At 33.3% G+C, this 21,627-nt stretch carries 15 protein-coding genes and 1 tRNA gene; 12 read left to right on the top strand and 4 right to left on the bottom strand.

What is annotated here, in order from left to right; all coding sequences use genetic code 11:
* Positions 1-11 precede the first annotated feature (11 nt).
* The 9 genes from KYG33_RS06845 (at position 12) to KYG33_RS06805 (ending at position 14,412) form a co-directional block, all read left to right on the top strand.
* Entirely contained in the window at positions 12-10,400 is a 10,389-nt protein-coding gene (locus KYG33_RS06845) for an RHS repeat-associated core domain-containing protein (RefSeq protein ID WP_219072911.1), read from the top strand.
* Between the two features lie 4 nt (positions 10,401-10,404).
* On the top strand, positions 10,405-10,944 hold the full coding sequence (locus KYG33_RS06840; protein WP_219072910.1) for a hypothetical protein: 540 nt from the start codon (positions 10,405-10,407) through the stop codon (positions 10,942-10,944).
* A gap of 343 nt (positions 10,945-11,287) precedes the next feature.
* Positions 11,288-11,614 carry a hypothetical protein gene (locus KYG33_RS06835; protein WP_219072909.1) on the top strand — a complete coding sequence of 109 codons (327 nt, stop codon included), beginning with the start codon at positions 11,288-11,290 and terminating at the stop codon, positions 11,612-11,614.
* 85 nt (positions 11,615-11,699) lie between these two features.
* Positions 11,700-11,990: a hypothetical protein gene (locus KYG33_RS06830; RefSeq protein ID WP_219072908.1), complete on the top strand. Its 291-nt coding sequence runs from the start codon at positions 11,700-11,702 to the stop codon at positions 11,988-11,990.
* A gap of 131 nt (positions 11,991-12,121) precedes the next feature.
* A complete protein-coding gene (locus KYG33_RS06825) occupies positions 12,122-12,430 on the top strand; it encodes a hypothetical protein (protein WP_219072907.1) in 309 nt (102 codons plus the stop codon).
* 253 nt (positions 12,431-12,683) lie between these two features.
* Positions 12,684-13,160: a hypothetical protein gene (locus tag KYG33_RS06820; RefSeq protein ID WP_219072906.1), complete on the top strand. Its 477-nt coding sequence runs from the start codon at positions 12,684-12,686 to the stop codon at positions 13,158-13,160.
* 18 nt (positions 13,161-13,178) lie between these two features.
* Positions 13,179-13,658, top strand: a complete 480-nt coding sequence (locus KYG33_RS06815; protein ID WP_219072905.1) for a hypothetical protein — start codon at positions 13,179-13,181, stop codon at positions 13,656-13,658.
* Positions 13,616-14,011: a polymorphic toxin type 43 domain-containing protein gene (locus KYG33_RS06810; protein WP_219072904.1), complete on the top strand. Its 396-nt coding sequence runs from the start codon at positions 13,616-13,618 to the stop codon at positions 14,009-14,011. The genes KYG33_RS06815 and KYG33_RS06810 overlap by 43 nt, the downstream gene beginning before the upstream one ends.
* Positions 14,002-14,412 carry a hypothetical protein gene (locus KYG33_RS06805; RefSeq protein WP_219072903.1) on the top strand — a complete coding sequence of 137 codons (411 nt, stop codon included), beginning with the start codon at positions 14,002-14,004 and terminating at the stop codon, positions 14,410-14,412. Before KYG33_RS06810 ends, KYG33_RS06805 begins: the two co-directional genes overlap by 10 nt.
* Positions 14,413-15,348: 936 nt before the next feature.
* Here KYG33_RS06805 and KYG33_RS06800 read toward each other — a convergent pair.
* A tRNA-Arg gene (locus KYG33_RS06800) sits at positions 15,349-15,422 on the bottom strand.
* Between the two features lie 60 nt (positions 15,423-15,482).
* On the opposite strand from KYG33_RS06800, the gene KYG33_RS06795 reads away from it, so the two are divergent.
* Genes KYG33_RS06795 through KYG33_RS06785 form a run of 3 tightly spaced genes read left to right on the top strand, consistent with a single transcriptional unit; the run spans position 15,483 to position 19,261 of the window.
* Positions 15,483-16,529 carry an ABC transporter substrate-binding protein gene (locus KYG33_RS06795; protein WP_077416327.1) on the top strand — a complete coding sequence of 349 codons (1,047 nt, stop codon included), beginning with the start codon at positions 15,483-15,485 and terminating at the stop codon, positions 16,527-16,529.
* 43 nt (positions 16,530-16,572) lie between these two features.
* Positions 16,573-17,217: a monofunctional biosynthetic peptidoglycan transglycosylase gene (gene mtgA, locus KYG33_RS06790; RefSeq protein WP_047378078.1), complete on the top strand. Its 645-nt coding sequence runs from the start codon at positions 16,573-16,575 to the stop codon at positions 17,215-17,217.
* 13 nt (positions 17,218-17,230) lie between these two features.
* On the top strand, positions 17,231-19,261 hold the full coding sequence (locus tag KYG33_RS06785) for a recombinase (RefSeq protein WP_077416329.1): 2,031 nt from the start codon (positions 17,231-17,233) through the stop codon (positions 19,259-19,261).
* Between the two features lie 59 nt (positions 19,262-19,320).
* Here KYG33_RS06785 and KYG33_RS06780 read toward each other — a convergent pair whose 3' ends face one another.
* The 3 genes from KYG33_RS06780 to KYG33_RS06770 all read right to left on the bottom strand — a co-directional run bounded on the left by KYG33_RS06780 (position 19,321) and on the right by KYG33_RS06770 (position 21,612).
* Positions 19,321-19,617 carry a hypothetical protein gene (locus KYG33_RS06780; RefSeq protein WP_077418007.1) on the bottom strand — a complete coding sequence of 99 codons (297 nt, stop codon included), beginning with the start codon at positions 19,615-19,617 and terminating at the stop codon, positions 19,321-19,323.
* Between the two features lie 156 nt (positions 19,618-19,773).
* Positions 19,774-20,853, bottom strand: coding sequence for a DNA replication/repair protein RecF (recF, locus tag KYG33_RS06775; protein WP_077416331.1), 1,080 nt, complete (start codon positions 20,851-20,853; stop codon positions 19,774-19,776).
* 3 nt (positions 20,854-20,856) lie between these two features.
* Entirely contained in the window at positions 20,857-21,612 is a 756-nt protein-coding gene (locus KYG33_RS06770) for a hypothetical protein (protein WP_219072902.1), read from the bottom strand.
* Positions 21,613-21,627: the final 15 nt, after the last annotated feature.

The following is a 21,627-nucleotide window of genomic DNA, read 5'->3' as shown; positions in this document are numbered from 1 at the left end:
CTATACCTATCATGAGAAAAAGATTTTTCTTCAATATCAAAAATATTGATTTGTTACCGGTTTTTATACCCATTATTCTTGCTTTATGCAGCTGGACTATGTATGAAGTCACTCATAAGGATGATAAAGTAAGAGTTTTAACACATCAAAATTTTAGCCCATTCAAAATTAATTGTGATTTTCTCAAACCTTTTTCTAGTGAAGAAAAAACAAAATATTCGGAATCTGTAAATCAGTTTTCAGATTCCCCATCTGTTGTATATACTAAAAACAGTAATATCAATAAAAAGTTATTATCTGTTCAGCCCAGAGATATTCTTTATAATAGAGCTTTGGTAAATTCAGGATATATAGGTGAAATTGGGAATAAGGATATGAAGTCATGGGATGCTGATCCTTCTGATAATATTTTTAATGTTCAGTTGTCAGAAATAAAAAAAACTATTTCTTACACATTAACATATGATGTGGATGGGTATTCAGATATAAATTCCGTTACAAGAAGTATTAATGGAAGCTTTGCTGTTGGTGGATACATCAAAATGAAAAAATCCGGATGGAGTGAAATTAGTGAAAATATTGATCCAACTCTTTTAAAGAAAGGGAATAACTTCATTCTTTTTAATACGCTGAATAAAGGAGATTACTATAAAATAAAGAATGTAAGAATCTCAGAAAATAGTATAGCGGATCAAAAACCATATCAGATTATATCTCAAATTTATCAAGATAAAACTCTTTACATTCGCGGGTTTGTAAATCCAAACTCATCAATTGATGCTGTTGAAATTGCGAATAAAAGAATTGAGCTGCACGGAAATGAATTTGAATATTTATCATTAAATGAAAACAAGGAATCTATTACAAATATTAAGTTCCTTAGGAAAAACAATACTTTTCAAGAAGAAAAAATCTTTAAAGATAACAAGAATACTGCTACTAAAATTGATATATATAATGAGTCCAATAGAAACGTAATCTTCAAAAATGAATCAGGAATCGTGCTTGGGCTTAGGAATATAGATCTTCCACCGGTAGATCAGTCAATTTCCAATGTAAGTGCAGATTATTATGGATTTCGTTTTAAAAATAGCAGTTTAAAAGAGACTACTATACATCTTCCATATGATGAATCTAAACTTCCAAATGGATACCATGAAAATGATATAACAACATTTACTTTTGATTATACCCAGAAAAAATGGATGTCAATTTCTGTGGATAGTATAAATAGTAAAAAAAAATATATTGTTTTCAAAGCTTTAGCCGGAAGTGAAACGGATTATATCAGTGGAGTTCTTAAACAGCCGGAAAGTCCAGAATCAAATGCCTCTGCTTCGACGGATTTTAATAATGCTCCTTTAGCAAATCCAACATCTAAAATAAACTTAATATCCCCACCTTCTGCCAATCAACAAGGGTCGGCTGTGGTACAATATCCCATTGAAATTCCCAAAGGGACCAGTGGGTTTCAGCCTAGTGTAGTAATTACATACAATAGCGATAATAAATCAGGTTGGGCAGGAACAGGATGGGATATTCCTGTAGAGACTATTGATATTGATACCCGTTGGGGAATTCCAGCTTTTGATCCTTCGAAAGAAAGTGAGATTTATACAATTGGAGGTGAACAAATAGTATTCAAAGATGATTATTTACCCAATAAAGTTCAATTCCAGGAAGTCAGAGGCTCGGGAGATAAGAAATTTTATTATAGAACAGGTGTTACAGAAGGTTTGTTTATAACAAGAAAAGGATCTACACCATCATCATATACCTGGGAGATATTAGATAGGGAAGGTATAAAAAAGGAATATAATGAATTTTTAACAGATAATGCTTCTTCCAATTCTTCAGGAAATAGAATAAACTGGTATTTAAGCAGGGTAACGGATCGCTATGGGAATACTATTGTTTATAACTATACCGATTCTTTTGAAGGTGGAGGAAAAGGTAAATATCTGTCATCAATTACATACAGTAATAACACAGTTATCAGTTTCGATAACGAATCAGGAGTAAGACAAGATAGGGCTTTTACTTATAAATTTGGAGTTAAACTTACTGATGCTAAAATTTTAAACAAAATTACAGTATCCCGAGCGAATACAAAAATAAGAGAGTATCAGCTTTCAAATACAACTATAGGTCAATTCGGTAAAAGACTTTTAACGGAAATTATACAGAAAGATGGTAATGGTAATGAGTTTAACAGACATAAGTTTTCGTATAGTACAGCAAGGATTTTTGAGGATCCGCCTAAAACATATAGTACAGGAAACGATATTGGAACTGTTGGGCCATTTAATGGTGGGAATGCATCAGCTATTAGTGGAGATTTTAGCGATAATATCAATAAAATCCGTGGATCTCTTACTTTTGGAAGCGGATCGGGTTGTTTTTTTATAGGATTCAACAAAAAGAATACTTTTGGAATTAATGCTTCTTACAGTGAAAATAAAACGTATGGTAAGGGTCAATTGATGGATGTTGATGGTGATGGTTTACCTGATAAAGTTTTTTATGGAGGAAATGGACGCCTATGGTTCAGAAAAAATAGCATGTCAAGTTTCGGAGGTGTATATAGCTCGGTAAACTGGCCTGCCGGAACACCATTATCTAAAACAAGCTCTTATATAGGTTCTGCAGGCTTGGAATTTGTTTACAAACACTATGCTGCTGGCGTAAATGTTAACTGGACCAATAATAATACACCGGTATATTTTTCAGATGTCAATGGAGATGGTCTTCCGGATTTGATTAGTTATGGAGATGTGTATTTCAGTAGAATTAGGAATGGTGTTCCAGAGTTTGAGCCACAGCAAGATGGTGGTCCGAATGTCACGGAAACTACACCTAATGTAATCTTAAGCGGAGTGCCTGCTGTACAGATTATAGAGCCTGGACAAACAGGGCCACAATTATTAGGGAATATTGTGAGAATGTGGGAAGCTCCTGTTGATGGTAAAATAAGAGTGACTACCAATGCTCAGTTAGAACAAAATTCTACCGATGGAGTAGACGTTTGGATGGAATTGGGAGGAATGATAAAGGATTATGAAGATAACCCTGCATATGTCCCGCCACATTCTACAATGATTGGATCAAAGGTTACATTAACAAGTCCTAACCAACCCATTGCTATCAGTGAAACAGTAGATGTAAAAAAGGGGCAGAGGGTTTTTGTTGTGGCAAGTGCCAAAGAAAATCCAATTAAGGATAGGATTGTATCTAATACTGAAATCAGTTATTTCTCAAGTAATCCAACAGTAATTCCAACAGATGCCAATGGAAATTATTATTATGGCTTTAATTCATCAGGAAGCTATTTGGCTTCGAGTAAAAAAGGAAATCCTGTTGCAGATAAAAGTGCGGTGAAGATTTCCTGGAGTGGTTTAACCAATCAGGTATTTACGGATGATGTTAATTTTAAGATTTATAAGATTGTTGTTCCTAAAACCGACACAACAGGATTTTTTCAGCCATCAGCTTCTAATCTGATTTATCATTATAAATTACCAAAAGGAGTAAGTCTTAATACATTAACAACGACAAGTAATTTGATTTCCGGAGTAGATTTATCAAATATATTGGTAAATCAGGTTGTTTCTGATTCTACCGTTACATTTTTCAATTTTGATGTTTCTGCAGATACGAATGTTTCCTGGGAGAAAATCAAATGGAAGCCACAGATTGAAGTAACAACGGCCACTGATGTCTTGCTTTCAAATGCGTTGGTGCAATATAACCCTTACGGAGAAAGACTAACAAATAACCTTCCTAAGGACTTTACTCAATATGCTCAATTTTCTGAGTGTAGATTCCTGCTTTATCCAAAATTTACAAGTAGTGTTAGTCAGCCACTTACCATAAACCTTCCTACCCTGCATAATACTACAGTTACTTTCTCGCTTAAGCTTAAAAATGCAGGTGGTGACATTCCTTTTTTTGCTAAAAATACAGTCAATGTAGTAAATAATGTGATGGAAATTCCAAAGCTTAATTTCTGTGATATCTTTGGTGTGAATGGGGTTCCTGGAATGGCGTATGATCAATTATGGCAACATTTATTCTATTTTGAGATTACTTCTCCTGATTATGAAGTTGCAAAAAAACTGGCACAGTTAAATCCTAACATATATAACTCATGGTTTGAACAGCCGCCACAACCATCTTCACTTGCTGATACACAACATAAAGCAGATTATTTTGCTTATAGAGCCAATAATATTCATTATAATATTAGCACAGGCTTAGTATATCAGGGATGGGGAGGTTTTTCATATAATGGTTCCAAATATAAAAATGAAACCATAAGAGAAAGTGAGTTTAACTCAAGTATGAGTGGCTTTAATGTTAATATGCAGAATCCATCCATTCCTTGTACAGGAGATCCTACTTCACAAGCGTATCAGGACTGCGTGATGAATTACATCACTCAGATGATGAATAGCAGGTATTTTACCCCTATTGATTTGAAAATGGATGCAGAAACATATTCATCTCCACTAGAATCTGCCGAGTTAAGTCAATATTATTTACAACCTGCTTTATTAGGAACGTTTACAGAACCTGATACAGAGTCTCAATATCCCGGTTATTCAGTTCCGAATCCAAGAGGTATTATTAAGTATTCAAAAGGATCAGGGGTTAATATGTACGGGAGTGCTTTTATTATTGGCGGTAATGCAGGAGTTTCCAAAGACTATACAAAAGATCATTTTATTGATTTTAATGGTGACCGTTACCCGGATGTTGTCTCGGGTAGCTCAATCCAGACCACTAACCTGTTAGGTCAGTTAGGGAATCCGGGTAGTACATTTGAAAGAGAAATGTATAATACGACTACGAACTTTGGTCTTAGTTTAGGAGTTCCTGTTCCTACTAAATTTAGTAATACTTTAAATGGGGGATTTAAAACTGGTGGGGAAAAAGGAACTCATACTACAACTTCTGCAAATGCAGTTGGAATTGGACTAAATGTGCAGTTAGGACAAGCAAAGTCAAAAAGCAAAGCAGTTTGGTTTGATATTAATGGAGATGGGTTGTTGGATTTTGTGTCGGACGGTACTTTATACATTAACAATGGAAAAACTTTTATAAATGAAACCCACAACTGGAATGTCTCTGATCTTTCCAATAACAATTCTTCCTCTTTATCTGGAGGTGGAGGATTTAGCTGGCCAAACGGAAGTTTATCTATCGGTGTAGGATTGGCTCAATCAAGATCTACTACCAATACAGCATTTATCGATCTTAATGGGGATGGGATGGAAGATAAAATTGTAAGGTCAGGAAGTACTTATGAAATGCTCATTAATACAGGAACGACATTTACAAATGATATGATGAGCCAGGATTTCGAATTAGAAAACAAGCAAAATTCATCAGGATTTAACCTTTATGGAACATTATGTTTTTGTTTAGGAATAAAAGTTTGTCTAGGGCTTGGATATAATAAAGATAAATCTGTAAGTAAACAAACTGTGGATTTAAGAGATTTTGATGCAGATGGTCTTCCCGATTTGCTGATTTCTGATGATGAAGCAAATTTAAAAGTATATCACAATAGTTTAGGAAAGGCAAACTTATTGGTTGGGATTACCAATCCTCTCAAGGGTGAGATGGCACTTGAGTATGATCTCTATAATACAAAAAATAATTTTGGAACTCTTATCGGAGGTACTTATCAGATGCCTTTTTCAAAACTAGCATTAACAAAGGTAACGGTTTCAGATTTAGTATCTAAAAATACCATTGTTCAGGGAATTCCAAGAATGATTCCTAAATCCCAGGTCACATTTGAGTATGAAAAAGGAATTCAGGATAGGAGAGAAAGAGAGTTTTTAGGATTTGGTATTGTAAAAACAAAAACATATGGAGGAGCAGAGGGGCAGGCTTTTACCCTTCATCAGACTCATGTTACAGAGTATGAAACTAACTTTAATTCCAGTGATTTCTTTGTAAATTATAATGATACAAAAGTAAGGCAGTATTTTTATAAAAAAGGACTGGTAAGATCTTCATACCTTTTAGATATTAATGGCAAAAAACGTTCTGAAACTAACTTTACATACAGATACTTTGATCAGTTATCCAATACCGGGTATCAATTATCAGAAGGGCAGGCTGAACCTCAATATAAAGATATCGGCAGGGTTATTCCATTACTCTATAAAACTGAAAATATAACGACGGAAGTTGTTGGCAGTACCAGCCATAGTAAGACTTTAATATCTACAGTAGATCAGTATGATAAATATGGGAACGTAACCTCATATACTGATAGAGGAACCTCTCTGGGAACAGTCTCGGATGATATCTCTGTAAAAACAGAATATCATGATCCCAGTTCGAAAAATATTGTAGGTGTTCCTAGTAAGAATACTGTTACTGCTGGAAGCATTACAAGGGTTACCACTTCTAAAGTAGATGCCAATCGCAATGTAACAAATGTTTCTAAAACAATAGATGGGCAGCCTGCTGAGTTTGATATGGAGTATGATATTTATGGTAATCTTCTGAAAGTAACAGAGCCGGTTTCGGCCAATAACCAAAGATTCTCAAAAACATTTGAATATGATCCTACTTATCATGCTTATATGGTTAAGGTAACGGATTCTTATAATTTATCAAGTTCTACTCAATACGATGCCAATTATCTGTTAGGTGTACCAATTATTATTACGGATGCTAATGGAGTAAGTTCTAATTATAACTATGATTCATTTGGAAGGATTACTCAATATAAATCCCCCGTTGATGATGACTGGACGATGAAGTTTTATTATTATCCTAGTCAAATTATTCCTGTAGCTATTACAGAGAGAAAAGCTCCCATAGTAAATAATGTTATTCCTGATCTGAATTATTTCAGCAGTTTATTCACTACAGTATGGGGACAGGAATTGGCTGTTAAAAAATTATTTAAGAACTCCGGAACTCAATTTTCTTATGCTAATAATGTTTTCCAGATTAAAGATAATTTAGGAAGACCTGTAAAGACAATTCTTAGAGATAAAGTGACCACAAGTACAAATGCAAGTACAATTATTCCTTCTTTGAAAACGTATGATGATTATACAAACACTGAAGACCTTGCGGCAAAAATATTTGTGTCAACAACTTATGACAATATGGATCGTCCGTTGAGGTCTACCCAGAATAATGTTCAAACCAACAATGGACTGGAAAATCTGATTACTGAATATAAATACGGATTCGGGGCCGATAGAGATGGAGTAACTCAGTTTATGAGCACGACGATAAGCCCTTTAGGAAATACTTCCGTGAGTTATACAGACGAAAGAGGACGCACTACATCAGCTAAGCAGACGGATGGGACGCAGAACTTATGGGTAAGTAATAAATATGATATTCTTAGTCAGTTAGTTCAGGTTAAGGATCAAAATAATGATACCACGACCTATCAGTATGATAATTGGGGAAGAAAAATCAAAGTGATACAGCCAGATGCTGGTGTAGCAAACTATAAATATGACCGAACAGGGAAATTGACAAGTTCAGACAATGCTTTACTTTTGGCAGCAGGGCAAAGCGTAACCTATTCTTACGATTATAACAGGCTGATGCGGATTGATTTTGCTCCCAATGATTTTGTGAGGTATGAATACGGTATCGCAGGAGCATCAGATTTTTCGGCTGGACGTTTGGTAAGCCAGCTTGACAAAACAGGATTTCAGACATTTAAATATACAGCTTTAGGACAGGTCAGAGAAAATACAAGAGTAGTTGTAGCGCCCAATAATACCCCTAAATTATTCAAAACTTCTTTTGTATATGATGTATATAACAGAATTAATAAAATAACGTATCCGGACGCTGAAGAAGTATTCTATAATTATAATGAAGCGGGATTATTAAAAAATATATACAGTAAAAGCCCGGTAAACCAACCGTTGGTGCCTATCGTAAGCACTATTACTTATGATAACAGAGATCAGATGGTTTCATTTGCTGCTGGAAATACTACACAAAGTAATTATAATTATGATGCCTGGGGAAGGCTTGCGGAATTATCCTTGTTTTATAATAACACAGGAACACAGATACGCAGAAATCAATATACTTTTGATAGAAACGGGAATGTTTTGAATGTTTCGGGTACTACACCAATGTCAGGAAGTTTCCCGGCAAGCATGATGACTGCAGCCAGCCAGAAGTCTTATCAGTATGATACATTTGGAAGACTAAAGTCTTCCAAAATTACAGCTACCGGGAAAGATTATACGCAGTATTATGAACTGGATATGGCTTATAATGCTGTAGGAAATATCGATTCTAAAAACTATAGATTAAAATCTTACCAGAATAATATTGCATGCCAGAATCCAAGCAACCAGGGGAAAGATGCAAAATATTATTATAATGTCCTGGGACATCCTAATGCGGTTTCCAGAATTGAATATAAAAGGAATTATGGTTTCAACGCTCCTATGGACTGCGGTACCGGGAATGTATTTCCATCGGATGGAGCAGAAGAGTTTACTTATGATGTTAATGGAAATTTGAATAAGTTATATATTATTGTTGCGGGAAAACCAGATTTATACAGGCATTTATTCTGGTCTGAAAGCAATAATTTGCAAGCTGTTGGTGAAAGAGGAGTTTTAAGTCATTATGTGTATGATGCAGGAGGTGAACGTGTGCTAAAAAGTGATGGTGTTTCCAAGAAAATGTATGTTAATGGAAACGATCCTGAAAAAACTACCCAGATGGGAAGTTATACTTATTATCCGAGCGGGTATATGGTACTTGGAGAAAAATCAATGAGTAAGCATTATTACATTGGCGGACAGAGAATTGCAACAAGAGTAAGCGCTATACCTACACATAGATTTAAAATTGAAGACACTAGTACTTATTCTGGTTTGCGTCATGTTTTGGAAGAAGAAGTTAAAGGTATTGCTGTTGAGGCTCAGTATCCGCAGATTGTCTGGGTTCCCAACGCAGATACACAAGGGACATATACCTCTCCGTCTAATACCTTAGTGAACGATCCGGATTGTGCCTATGTCGTTGAGCAGCTTATTAATGATTTTTCCCAGGATCCTGAGAAAGATTCCTGTTATAAGAGTTTATTGAACAAATATAGTGATGTGCTGAACAGTGGTGGAAGTTTCTGTGCATTTCTGGATGAAATCATTAACAGTAATCCTGATGGATGTTTAACAGGACAGACGATTCCGGAAATCCTGAGTTCAGAAATGTACTGGATACATCCGGATCACTTAGGAAGCTCTTCAGTACTAACAAATAGCGTATCTAAAATCACAAACTGGTATGAATACATGCCATTCGGAGAACCATTGATGGAATTATCCAATAATGAGTATAATAATCCTTATAAATACAACGGCAAAGAATTTGATTCTCAAACGGGATGGTATTATTATGGAGCACGATATTATGATCCGCAAAGAAGCTTCTGGCTATCGGTAGATCCATTGGTAGAAATCACCATGTCTCCATATGCCTATACATGGAATGATCCTGTCAACTATACAGACCCTACAGGGATGATGGGGGAAAGGATAGGAGAGCCTGGAGGACCGAACGTTAACAAAGTATATGAAGGGGGTGTTATAGAAGAGATCGTGCTTAAAGGCAAAAAATTGAATTGGCTGCAAAGAGTTGGTAGATTCTTGGGCTTAGGAAACTCACCATCCAGAAATGCAACGGCAGGAACAATCCCAACAATGTCTCAAGCACCTTCTGGACGAACTCACAATACTTTAGGACAATGGACGCAAGCTTATAGAGATTATCAACCTTCTTCTCCAGATATGTTTGGGTTAGTAATTAAACCTATTATTAATGGAGGTCTTGATGCCGCTAACTTGCTAAGAAATGTTAATCCTCTTTCTGATAAAAGAGACTATAATGGACTGGCTACTAGGATGACTAAATGGGATGGTAATACAATGGGAGCACAAGAAGGTCAAAATGCTACATTTAATGCGATTCTTTTCGCCGATGGATTAGTGACAGCTGGAGCTCTTACACCACAAACAACATCTGTTTACAGAGTACAGCGAACTGGTCAATTCTTAGAATTGGATGGTGCTAATAATGTGATTTATAATTCCATGAATGGTAAACCAAAGACAGTTTATATGTTTGTGGGTGACGAGACAGCTGCTTTAAATTATGCCAGAAATAAGCAGGGAAGTACAATAACAAAATTTGAAATTAATTCTAAATATGCAGATAAAATTTTAGAAATTAAACACCCACAAGAATTAGGGCTAAAAAGTATTTCTGCCTCTGATGCCAATGTGGTAGGAGGATATAATAGAATTGGTGTTCATTCCTCTAAAATTAATGGTTTCCTAAAATGGCAGAAACGAGGAAGTGGTAAAATAATAAAAGTTAAATAATATTATGAAAATTAAAGATGTATTACAAACAAGACTCGATAGCGAATTTTTATACGAAGAGTTAGTAGAGTTAAATGAAGGATGGAGTTTTTACACATTACTAAAATTGAACTCATCTATTCTCATAGGGTGGTTAGCTAATGATGATCTTTTAATTGTAAATGGTGATGGTATTTTTTTATATGATATAGAAAATAAAAATATTACTATGGAAGATTATGAGTCAAATTTTAAAAAAAATCTTTCTGCAGATAATTTAAAGTATTCATTAAAAGAAAGAAATGAGATTGTAGATGTTTTTGGATTAAGAGGAGGTGGAGGAAATTTATTAACCTCAGATAATGAATGGAAATTAGAAATAAATAATATCCATAATAATTTCAAGATACCGAGATTAATGAATTATAAAACAAGAAAATCATGGTTTTTTCAGCTTCATGAGATGAGCTATGAAGGATATATGTATTGTGGATTTTCAAAAACACAGAAATATTTTTTAATTATGGGAGATCAGGGAATAAATATTTATAAAAAGGATTTTTAAGGGTGAAATTGATTTCAGTAACGTATCAGATGTATTGATTTGATATTTTTGAAACGAAAACAGTTGATTTTACTTATTTACAAAATGAAAATTATTTTTTGTAAATTCTCGTTTCACTATCACCTAAAAATATAATATGATTTATATATCATGGAATTATAGAGGAATTTCTTTCTTTAAAGAAGAGATTATTTACTTTACTGGTGAGAATAAATAATGAATTCCCATCAATAAAAAACTTTCAACAAAATGGATTCTATACATCAGAGATTAGAAATAAATTGTGTAATTATTTAGAGAATTGTCCCGAAATTGTTTCTAAAAGAACAGTAAAATAATATATATGAAAACAAAGATTATAGAATTAATACATATTATAAAAAGGCACCCTGGTATGGTTTTTTTTAATGGAGCTAATGCTGTTTTAAAAGATTATATCCATTTTTTTGAAGGTGTTTTTTATAGTTTAGGATTTAGTTATAATATAGATTTTGAAAGAGAAATTTCACAATGGTATCAAAACCGAACTAATTTTAAAGCTCCGAATATGAATTGGTTCGCACAGTTTGAGCATGTAAATAAAGATTTATCTGAAATAGAAAAGACGAATAAATTTTTAGATATATTAGAAGAGTTTTTTAAGAATCATGATGCTCTGTCTAGTTCTTAGATTAGTAGGTGAAATATGATAAGAATATTGAACGAGGTCCTAATGGATTTAAAATTATTTGGTAAGCTGTAAAAAACTTATAAAAATGATAAATAATATTTTTTGTTGTGATGGACTTTTTACAGCTATCAATAATGCTGGACAAAGTGGATTTTCAATTTTAGTTAAAAAGGATAGCTATGATAAAACTTTTTTTTTCGTTCAACAATATAGAAACAAGGATAGTGATGACAAAACAGGAATTTTACATGTAGGAGAAGTAGGTATAAAATATTGCCCATGGTGTGGATGTGAACTTGATACAATTATCAGTAATCATTCACAATTAATAAAAGAAATGTATGAGGAAAATAAAGAATTTTTATTAGAGTTTTAATTATCAAAAAATATAGTAATTCAAAAAATAAAATAAACATCTTTCTTAAGATTATCAAAGAATGGTTAATGCAAAGCATTTGAAATAAAATAAATTAATTCAAAAATTAAAGTATATAACTCTACAATAATATGATAAAAGACGAAATAATTTTTTTAAAGCATGTAATCGGAAAAAGTGGAGTTTACTTGATTAGTGATGTGATTGAATTTTATTTATTTTTTCTAGGTTATAGTATTGGAAATAGTGCGAAATCTGAAGAGCTCAATGAATTTTTTGATGAATTTACAGCGTTTTTACAAAAAGATTTTGAAACCAAGGAGAAATTGCAATGGTATAAACTAATTCAAATGCGTTCATCAACAAAATATCATTCTTTAGAATTGTTAAGAAAAACTTTTAATGAATTTCTAGAGTCTAGAGAGAACCTTGATGCTTAAGGTTTACTGACCTGATAAACTTAAAATTAAAAGAGGTGTCCAAAAAAGACGGCCTTTTTTAACAATTTAACACTTGATTAAAGAAGGCAGAACTATGCCAAAATGTAGTATCTCAAAAAAGTATTATAATTACAAATGTGAAGAATGATGTTTCAAAACCAGCTTGGTTACTATTATACTGCCGGTAAAGACATTTTAAAGTGAACTGGCTAATTTTTAGTCTATTATTGTAACATCGGAAAAAGATAAAATAATGGAAGCAATAAGAAAGTTTAAACAATTAGCAATTCAAATTACTTTAAAAAGTATGGATAAAGAACAATGTGATTGGATTACATTTAATGATAAAATTCATACTAAGATAATAGGAGATGATTATTTTAGATCTGATATTATACTCTTAGTAAATGAGCTGCCTATTATGGAATGTGATCTTAAAAATTCTTACTTTTTAATTACGACAGACCGCATTATATCTATAATGGACGGTTATTACGATGAAGTATTTTTTATTGAAATGAATAATGTGTCAAACGAATACAATGCTGAAAATTTTAAACAAATAAACGGGGAGTATCCAAAAACGAATATAATTGCTGTTAAAAAAAATGATAATACAACCTTGATCGCAAGAATAGATTCTTATTATCCTGCTTATTTTGCTAAAATGTTGATATATAATATTTTTTCGTATAAAAAGCTTGGAAAATGGTATGTTAATCCAAAATAATAACTCCCATTAAGAAGTATGACTAAATTAATTATAGCAGAGAATACAGAGTTTATTTATTGGGATAATTTTGACTATCAAATAAATGATAATATACTTGTTTCTAATGATGCTAAAAAATATGTTTTTCCTGATGAACTATTGAAAGTATGTCGTCCGGTTTTTACTGAGTATTATAAGAAGGGAGTTTTCATGCTTGATTATCTGTTTTGGATAGATTATACTGATATTACTAATGTAGATTTAAAAGTAGAAAATAATACATTCCAGGATATAGATTTTGAAACGTCTGTTAAAACTTATTTTTTAAATAATTTGAAATGTTTTAGCTGTGGAAAAGTATATAAAGGAGCTTTATCTGTTGACCCGGTGTTAATATATCCAAATAATTTTGGATTAAGAGATAAGAAATTGAAAATGATTAGTGAAGAGAATAAGACGGTTAAATGTCATCAATGTGGAAATGGTTTTACAAGCAAAGTTTTGCATATATTTTAGAGGTTTTCCTACGAATTGAGATTGTGAGTAAAGCATTGAAAGCTAAAGAAAATGATTTTCCAAAAGAAGGTACGATGATAGAGTTCGTATTTGATGCTGATTCAAATACTTTTGTAGTAGGAAAGCCTCATGGTAGAGAAGCGGCGGTTTCCCCCCACCAAAGGTTAGTTCTTTCATTAAATAAAAAAGGGAATTATGTGGGAGGAATGTTTAAAAGACAAGGAAATACAATAATTACAGATGAAAGTTCTGGACATTATGGACACAAATGGAATGATCAAATCAGAAAACAATTTGTAAACTACATGGAACAGAAAACAGGTCTAAAAGTTAATCATGCAATATGGAAATAAGAATAATATATATATCAGAGATTAATTATGAGTGTTATTTTTGTGGTAATTGTTGGAAAATAGTTTACGAAGGTAAAACCACAAATATTAATATGAATAATTTCCATGGTTATCCTTTTTATATAATTTTTGAACATATAGAAACGGTGAGTAAACAGTTAACAATGCTAATTAATAAAAATAATATATTACTTTCCGATATTTTTTCTATAGAACTAATCTTGAAAGATATTATTGATCACTACCAAGATTACTGGTTAAATTTATGTTTATATTTTATTATTAAAATGGAATGTTTAAACAGTAATATTATACAGCTTTTGATTACAGCTAAAAATAATAAAAAATTTAGTCAAGAATTAAGGCATAAAATAAGAAAAGTTATACTTCTTAATAATTAAGTATATATGAAGGTGTTATAGAAGAGATCGTGCTTAAAGGCAAAAAAATGAATTGGCTGCAAAGAGTTGGTAGATTCTTGGGCTTTGGAAATTCACCATCCAGAAATGCTACGGACGCGTTAATGTTTGTAACTGTTTGATAAACAATCAAATGATTGGATTTGTTTCCGAGAATAATTTTATTAATATGAATTACATATCATGGAATTATAGAGGAATTTCTTTCTTTAAAGAAGAAATTATTCACTTTGATGGTAAGAATGATAACGAATTCCCATCAATAAAAGACTTTCAACAAAATGGAATCTATACATCAGAAATTAGAAATAAATTGTGTAATTATTTAGAGAGTTGTCCAGCAATTGTTTCAACTTCTTACAGACGACTAAATGCTTACACTCTTGAACCGATTTTCTTTAACATATTTTACAGATGGAGATTTTATTTTCACTAATTTACTTCAGGAATATATCTATTATGACAATTTCGTTTTACCTCGAAAATGGTATGAATTAATTAAGGCTCGAAATTATATCAATGAGGATTTTGAATTAAACGATGAAAAAATTTCATCAGGAGAAATTGATGTATTTCGTAATTTTGAAAGAAATTTTGATGATGATAGTATTATTAGTGATGTAATTTTATAAAGAATAACGATGTAGGCTGGGGCTATTAATGAATATAGGATCCAGAATATGTAGCTTGTGTCAGTAGACCAAAAATAGCACCACCGCAATTGCAGTGGTGCTATTTTTTATTAAGATATTTCTATATTTTTTTAAACGAATTTTGAACTGAATCTAATAAAAATGAATTTATAACGATTATGTTTTAGTGTCAGATTTCAAACGCTCATAGAAGCTGGTGTTTGGTACTCTAAAAAGAAAAATAAAAGGCGCCAACTGTTTTTAGTTGGCGCCTTTTGGCTGTTTGTGACCTCGACAGGATTCAAACCTGTAACCTTCTGAGCCGTAATCAGATGCGCTATTCAGTTGCGCCACGAGGCCTTGTGTTACCTTGTTGTTTAAAGGTTTGCAAATATAGCACTTTTTTCCGTTCTTTGAAAGATGAAACAAAGAATTTTACTTTTATTTACGGTTTTTGCGTTAACAGCTTGTAAAAGAGAATCAAAAATTTCGTCCTCAGACTGGACAAATATATCTGCCCGTACCCAATTTAAAGAACACGAAGGTACCCTCGAGCTAAAATCGGGGAATTTCACTTATCATTTTAAACAAAATCAAACTCCATTTAAGAAAATAATTCTGCTGAATGCAAGTATGGCAGGGTATATTTCAGAGCTTGGAGCAGAAAATCTAATCATAGGAGTTTCCAGCCCGGAATATATTTATTCAGAAAAAATTCAGAATATGCTTAAAGAAGGAAAAATCCAGAACGTAGGAAGCGAGCAGAAATATGATGTAGAGAAGATTATCTCCATGAAGCCGGATGCTATTTTTACCAATCATATTGCCAGCTTTGACAATACTTACGAACTGCTAAAAAACAATGGTATTCAGGTGATATTTCTGGATGAATACATGGAGCAGAAGCCTTTGGAAAAAACGGCCTATATTAAACTTTTCGGAGAGTTTTTAGGAAAAGAAAAAGAAGCAGAAACGAAATATCAGGAAGTTGAAAAAAATTATAACGATCTGAAACAGCTTGCATCAAAGGCCAAAGAAAAACCTGTGGTACTGGCTAATGAAATGTACGGGGATGTATGGTATCTTCCAGGTGGAAATACCTCTGTTGCCCATTATATTTCAGATGCCAATGCCAATTATATCATGAAGGACAATAAAGATGAAAAGGCATTGACGATGAGTTTTGAAGAAGTATATGCCAAAGCTGGAGGTGTTCAGTATTGGGTGAATGCAGGAAGTCATACCTCAAAAAAAGAAATGTTGGGGATGAATCCTTTCTACGGAAAACTGGATGTATTCAATAAAGGAAAAATTTACACCATAGCAGGAAAAGAAAAACTGAAAGCCAATGATTTCTTTGAAAGTGGGGTGGTAAGAGCAGATTTGATCCTGAAAGATTATATTAAAATCTTTCATCCGGAACTTTTACCGGATTATCAGCTTACTTACATGAAAGAATTGCAGTAACTCGTACTATTTGCTTATTTTTGCCTTTCCTTTTTATAAAATTATGTGGAAAAAAATTAAACAGCTTATTTTCATCATTCTTGTTCTGAATGTAGTTTTTATTATCTGGGGCAGATTTTTTAATCCCCCGATTACCCTTACCCAGATAGGAGGGCTTTTTGAATATGGAAAACTACACAGAGATTATATTTCCTATGACGAAATGGGAAGCAATGTGAAAAAAGCCGTAATTGCTTCTGAAGACCAGAAATTCTTTGATCATGATGGTTTCGATTATACAGCAATCGAAAAAGCGATGAAATATAATGAGAAAGGCAAAAAAATAAGAGGAGGAAGTACCATTTCCCAGCAGACCGCAAAAAATATATTTCTTTGGCAGGGCAGAAGCTGGGTGAGAAAAGGGCTGGAAGCAGTCTATACTTTTATCATTGAAAAAGTATGGAGTAAAGATATTATCCTTGAAAGATACCTGAATTCCATTGAAATGGGGCAGGGTGTATTTGGAGTGGAAGCTGCTGCACAATATTATTTTGGAAAATCATCCAAAGACCTAAGTGCTTCAGATGCAGCCTGGATCGCCGCTGTATTGCCTAATCCAAAAAAATACGACCCTAAAAATCCATCTCCCTATTTAAGAAAGAAACATAATTGGATTATGAGACAGATGAGGAATGTGAGTTTGAAATAGTATCTTTGTACTAATGAAATTCTTTAATTCCAGCACAAACTTTGAGTCAGTTCTTAAAAAATATTTTTCTTTTAAGAATGAAACCCTTTCTTTAGAACCCTTTGCAGAGTTTTTAGAGACCATCAAAGAGGTAGACTTTACAGATGTGCTCAATTTTTTCAGAAGCAATCCTAATTTTGCTGAGAACTTTAAATATTACATCCACAATATTTTTAAAGGACGACCTTTCAATCTTTCGTTGACGGAAGCTAATATTCTTTCAGAGAATGCCTTCTTTCCGGAGCTTAAAAAAAGAATCCTGAACAAGGTTTTACCACCCGTTGAAAACGAAAAGACAGTGTGGTTTATGATTGATAATGTGAGTCTGAGACCTAAGAAAGATCTGAGATACCTGCATAACCTTCCCGAAAATGAGATTGATGAATTTTTAAACATGCTAGGGGCATCAGATTTTATTCTGAAACCCAATGTGAAAAAAGAACTCATTTTCTCTATGAATATTCTTTCCTGGAGGGTTACTGGGATGGCTATGGAGGTGGAAGTGGTGAGAATGGCCCCACAGTACAGAAATCTGGACAATCCTTTTCTTGCCCTTCAGAATGAGCTGGAAACATTAGCAGATGATCTGGTAAAAGAACCCGAACTTCAGCTTCACTCTAAAGACAGCAGATATAAACAGATAAAAATCTACGCAGAGCAATGTCAGGAATTTGTAAATATTGCTTTTAAAAATTCCGCTAAATATGGTATTTCCGGAAAGATTAACCAATCCCTGCTTAAGATTCGCCAGCAGACTGAACGAATTTATGATATCGTACAGTTATTGGTCATTGATACCGATGAAGATGCTCTGATAAAATCTAAACAGTTGGTCTTTAATATTCTGAGCTATAAATCTCATAAAAACAATATTTCTGATCTGATTAACGATAGTACAAGGCTGATTTCCCACCTTATTACCAATCATACCGCAGAAGCCGGAACGCATTACATCACTTCTACCCGAAAGGAATATATGACGATGTTCTACAAGGCGAGTGGTGGTGGAATCATTGTAGGAGCACTTTGTGTTTTGAAAATGCTGTACGGGTATATTCCGGGAAGTGACTTTTCACACGCTTTTCTGTATTCGATGAATTATGCAATGGGATTCGTGATGATCTATCTGATGGGCTTTACTCTTGCTACAAAACAGCCGGCTATGACTGCTGCTACCATGACAAAAGTATTGTCTGAAGAAGGAAAGGCCCAAAGAAACAATACTGAATTTGCCCATTTGGTATCCAAACTGTTCCGAAGTCAGTTTATTGCCTTTGTAGGAAATGTATTACTCGCTTTTCCGGTGGCGCTTGCCATTATTTACGGACTGGATGTATTTTTCTCACAAAATCTGGCAGTAGACAGATCTGATAAACTATTAAAAGACCTTGATCCTTTTAAATCAAAAGCGATTCTGCATGCAAGTATTGCAGGGTTTTATCTTTTTATTTCAGGAATTATTTCAGGAAATATCGGGAACAATTCTGTGTTTTACCAGATTCCGGAAAGAATTGCCAAAAACCTTTCAATCAGAAGCTTTTTCGGAAAGAAATTCGCAAAAGGACTTTCAAAATATTACGCTAAAAACTGGCCTGGGATTGTTTCCAACTTTTGGTTCGGGGTGTTCCTCGGAGCAACAGCTCCGGTAGGAATGTTTTTCGGGCTGGATCTGGATATCAGACACATCACCTTTGCAGCGGGTAACTTTGCGTTGGGATTGTATGGGAAAGATTTTTCAGTAGATTCCTATACATTCTGGATGTCTTTTGTAACAGTTTTCCTTATTGGTTTCTTCAACTTCCTGGTAAGTTTCAGTTTATCCATGTTCCTGGCATTCAGATCGAGAAAAATGAATTTTGGACAGGTAAGTGATATCTATAAAGAAATTTTCAGATATTTTACAAAGCATCCGCTGAAATTCTTCCTGCCATTAAGTTCAAGATTGGATAAAAAAGCAGATGACCTGATGAGCAGTACTATTTCTAATAAATCAGAAGAACATTAATAATTAAAATAAAAAATGCTACCTTCAGGTAGCATTTTTCTATAGAATATCTTTTGTCCTTATAAAATCTGAAGGTCATTAAATTTTTCTGTCCCAAATTTATCCTGGAACTTTTTGAGATAAAAGTTTTTACGCATTTTAAAATCATGTTTCAGTAAAGGAGAATCAATTTTAATAATAACACATTTGTTTTCTATATTGACACTTCTAATTTCATTAAAAAGGCTTTCATCAAGATAATCTTCAAGGAAATCTTTAATGTCAAATGCAATAAGTTTATGTTCAAAACCGTAGATTCTGGCAAAAGATTTTACCAGTTCGGAGGATTGATATTCACGTTTTTTCTTCTTCTTCATAGTCGGGTTTCGGGGTGCGTGATTTGTGATTTGTGTTTTGGAGTTTCGGAATTTGTTTTGGATGATAAGTTAAGATAAAAAATACTACAGTATGGATAAATAAATTTAATATTTTGTTTTTTAAATTATAACCAGGTATTTCTGTATTGTCAGGCACTAAACTTCAAAAATTATACTTTCCTCATTAATTTTCTTAACTACATTTTCAGTTCTTTCCCGATGAGTATCCGTAATGAATATCTGTCCAAAGCTTTCTTTGTTGACCAGTTCAATCAATTGTGAAACTCTCATATCATCAAGCTTATCAAAAATATCATCCAGTAAAAGAATAGGTGTTTTTTTGGTAAGTTCTTTCACAAGACTCATCTGAGCCAGTTTTAAAGAAATAAGAAATGACTTTTGCTGGCCCTGAGATCCTATTTTTTTGATTAAAACATGGTCCATTTCAAAAAGAAGATCATCCTTATGAATTCCTTTTGAAGTATAGGTGAGCATACGGTCTCTTTCGATGCTTTCTTTTAAAAGATTTTCAAAAGAATTTTCCAGCAAATGAGATTCATAAATAACAGATACAGTTTCTTTCCCACCGGAAATAATCTGATAGAAATTCTGAACAATTGGATTGAGCTGTTCTACAAATTCCTTTCTTTTCTTAAAAATTTTAGTCCCGAATCGGGTAATAGGGTCATCATAAATTTCCAGCGAATCCTTGTCCCAAGTTCTGTTTTTGGCGAAATATTTCAGCAAAGCATTTCGCTGTTGAATGGTCTTCTGATATTGGATAAGGTCAAAAAGATACTCTGAATCCGTCTGAGAAATCATAGAATCCAGAAACTTACGCCTGCTTTCCCCGGAATCCGAAATAAGATTGGAATCATAAGGTGAAATCATAACACTCGGAAGGTAGCCGATATGGTCCGCAAGCCTGTCATAGCTCTTATCATTCTTTTTGATGACCTTTTTAGCTTCCTTAGGCTGAGTGATTCTGATGATATCTTCGCTGTCTTCATTTTGAATTTCAGCATCAAGAGTAAAGAAATCTTCCTCTCTTTTAATATTATTGGCATCTGTATTTCCCAGGAAACTTTTTCCTACGGATAAATAATGCAAAGCATCCAGAATATTGGTCTTTCCCACACCGTTATTTCCTACAAAACAATTGATTTGCGGGGAAAATTCAAATTTTTTCTCAGAGTGGTTTTTGAAATTGTAGAGGGAAAGCTTCTTGATAATCATTCGTCAAAAATACTCCATTATTAGTAAAAATAAAAAAGGAAGTGCCGAACAAGTTTCCACCCCGAATGAATAATAAGTGTCATCTCTTTTGTTTTCAGAGAAATAGATGAAAATATAAGTTATGATGCTTGACATAAAAAAAGCTAGTGCATATGCTAATTCAAGGTAGAAAATTGAGAGTATGCTGCTGATGAAAACAAGTGCATAGGCAATGTATTTGGTATTCTGAACCCCTATCAGCATAGGAAAGGTCTTTACGGTGTCACTATTCATATCCCGGATATCAAAAGGAAGCACAAGAGCAGTGATAAAGAAAAAGCTGATCAGGAAGATAGGAACACTGAATTCTGGTAGGGTGAGCCAGCAGTTGACCAATGCCCAAACTAATCCGACATAAAAAACTTTGAGTAAGGGGATTTTCCGGATATAAACATCAAGAAAAAAGCTGTTGTACAGCAGTCCCAATACGACAATAATGAACCATTTCAAAAGCCTTATTTCATTGTGATTGTGAATGATCAAAAAAGCACATGTGACTCCGGCTATTGCATTTACAATTACTATTTTAAAAAAATGTTTGGTGTATTGGTATTTAGTATACAGATAACCACTGAAATAAGTGATGAAAATTAATGCAAAGGTAGGGAAACGGAATGTGTTTTGCTCTTTCATGAAAAATACTGCAAAAAGAGTTCCCATAAGAGAGACATAAAGTTGGCTGTCTATGACAGTTTTTTTCAGTATTTTTAAAATGTTCATTTATCAAAATTAATA

Origin of the sequence: Chryseobacterium sp. D764 (assembly GCF_019317325.1) — a bacterium.
Classification (GTDB): Bacteria; Bacteroidota; Bacteroidia; order Flavobacteriales; family Weeksellaceae; genus Chryseobacterium.
Note: the sequence above shows the minus strand (reverse complement) of the source record. Positions and strands in the feature narration are given on the sequence as shown.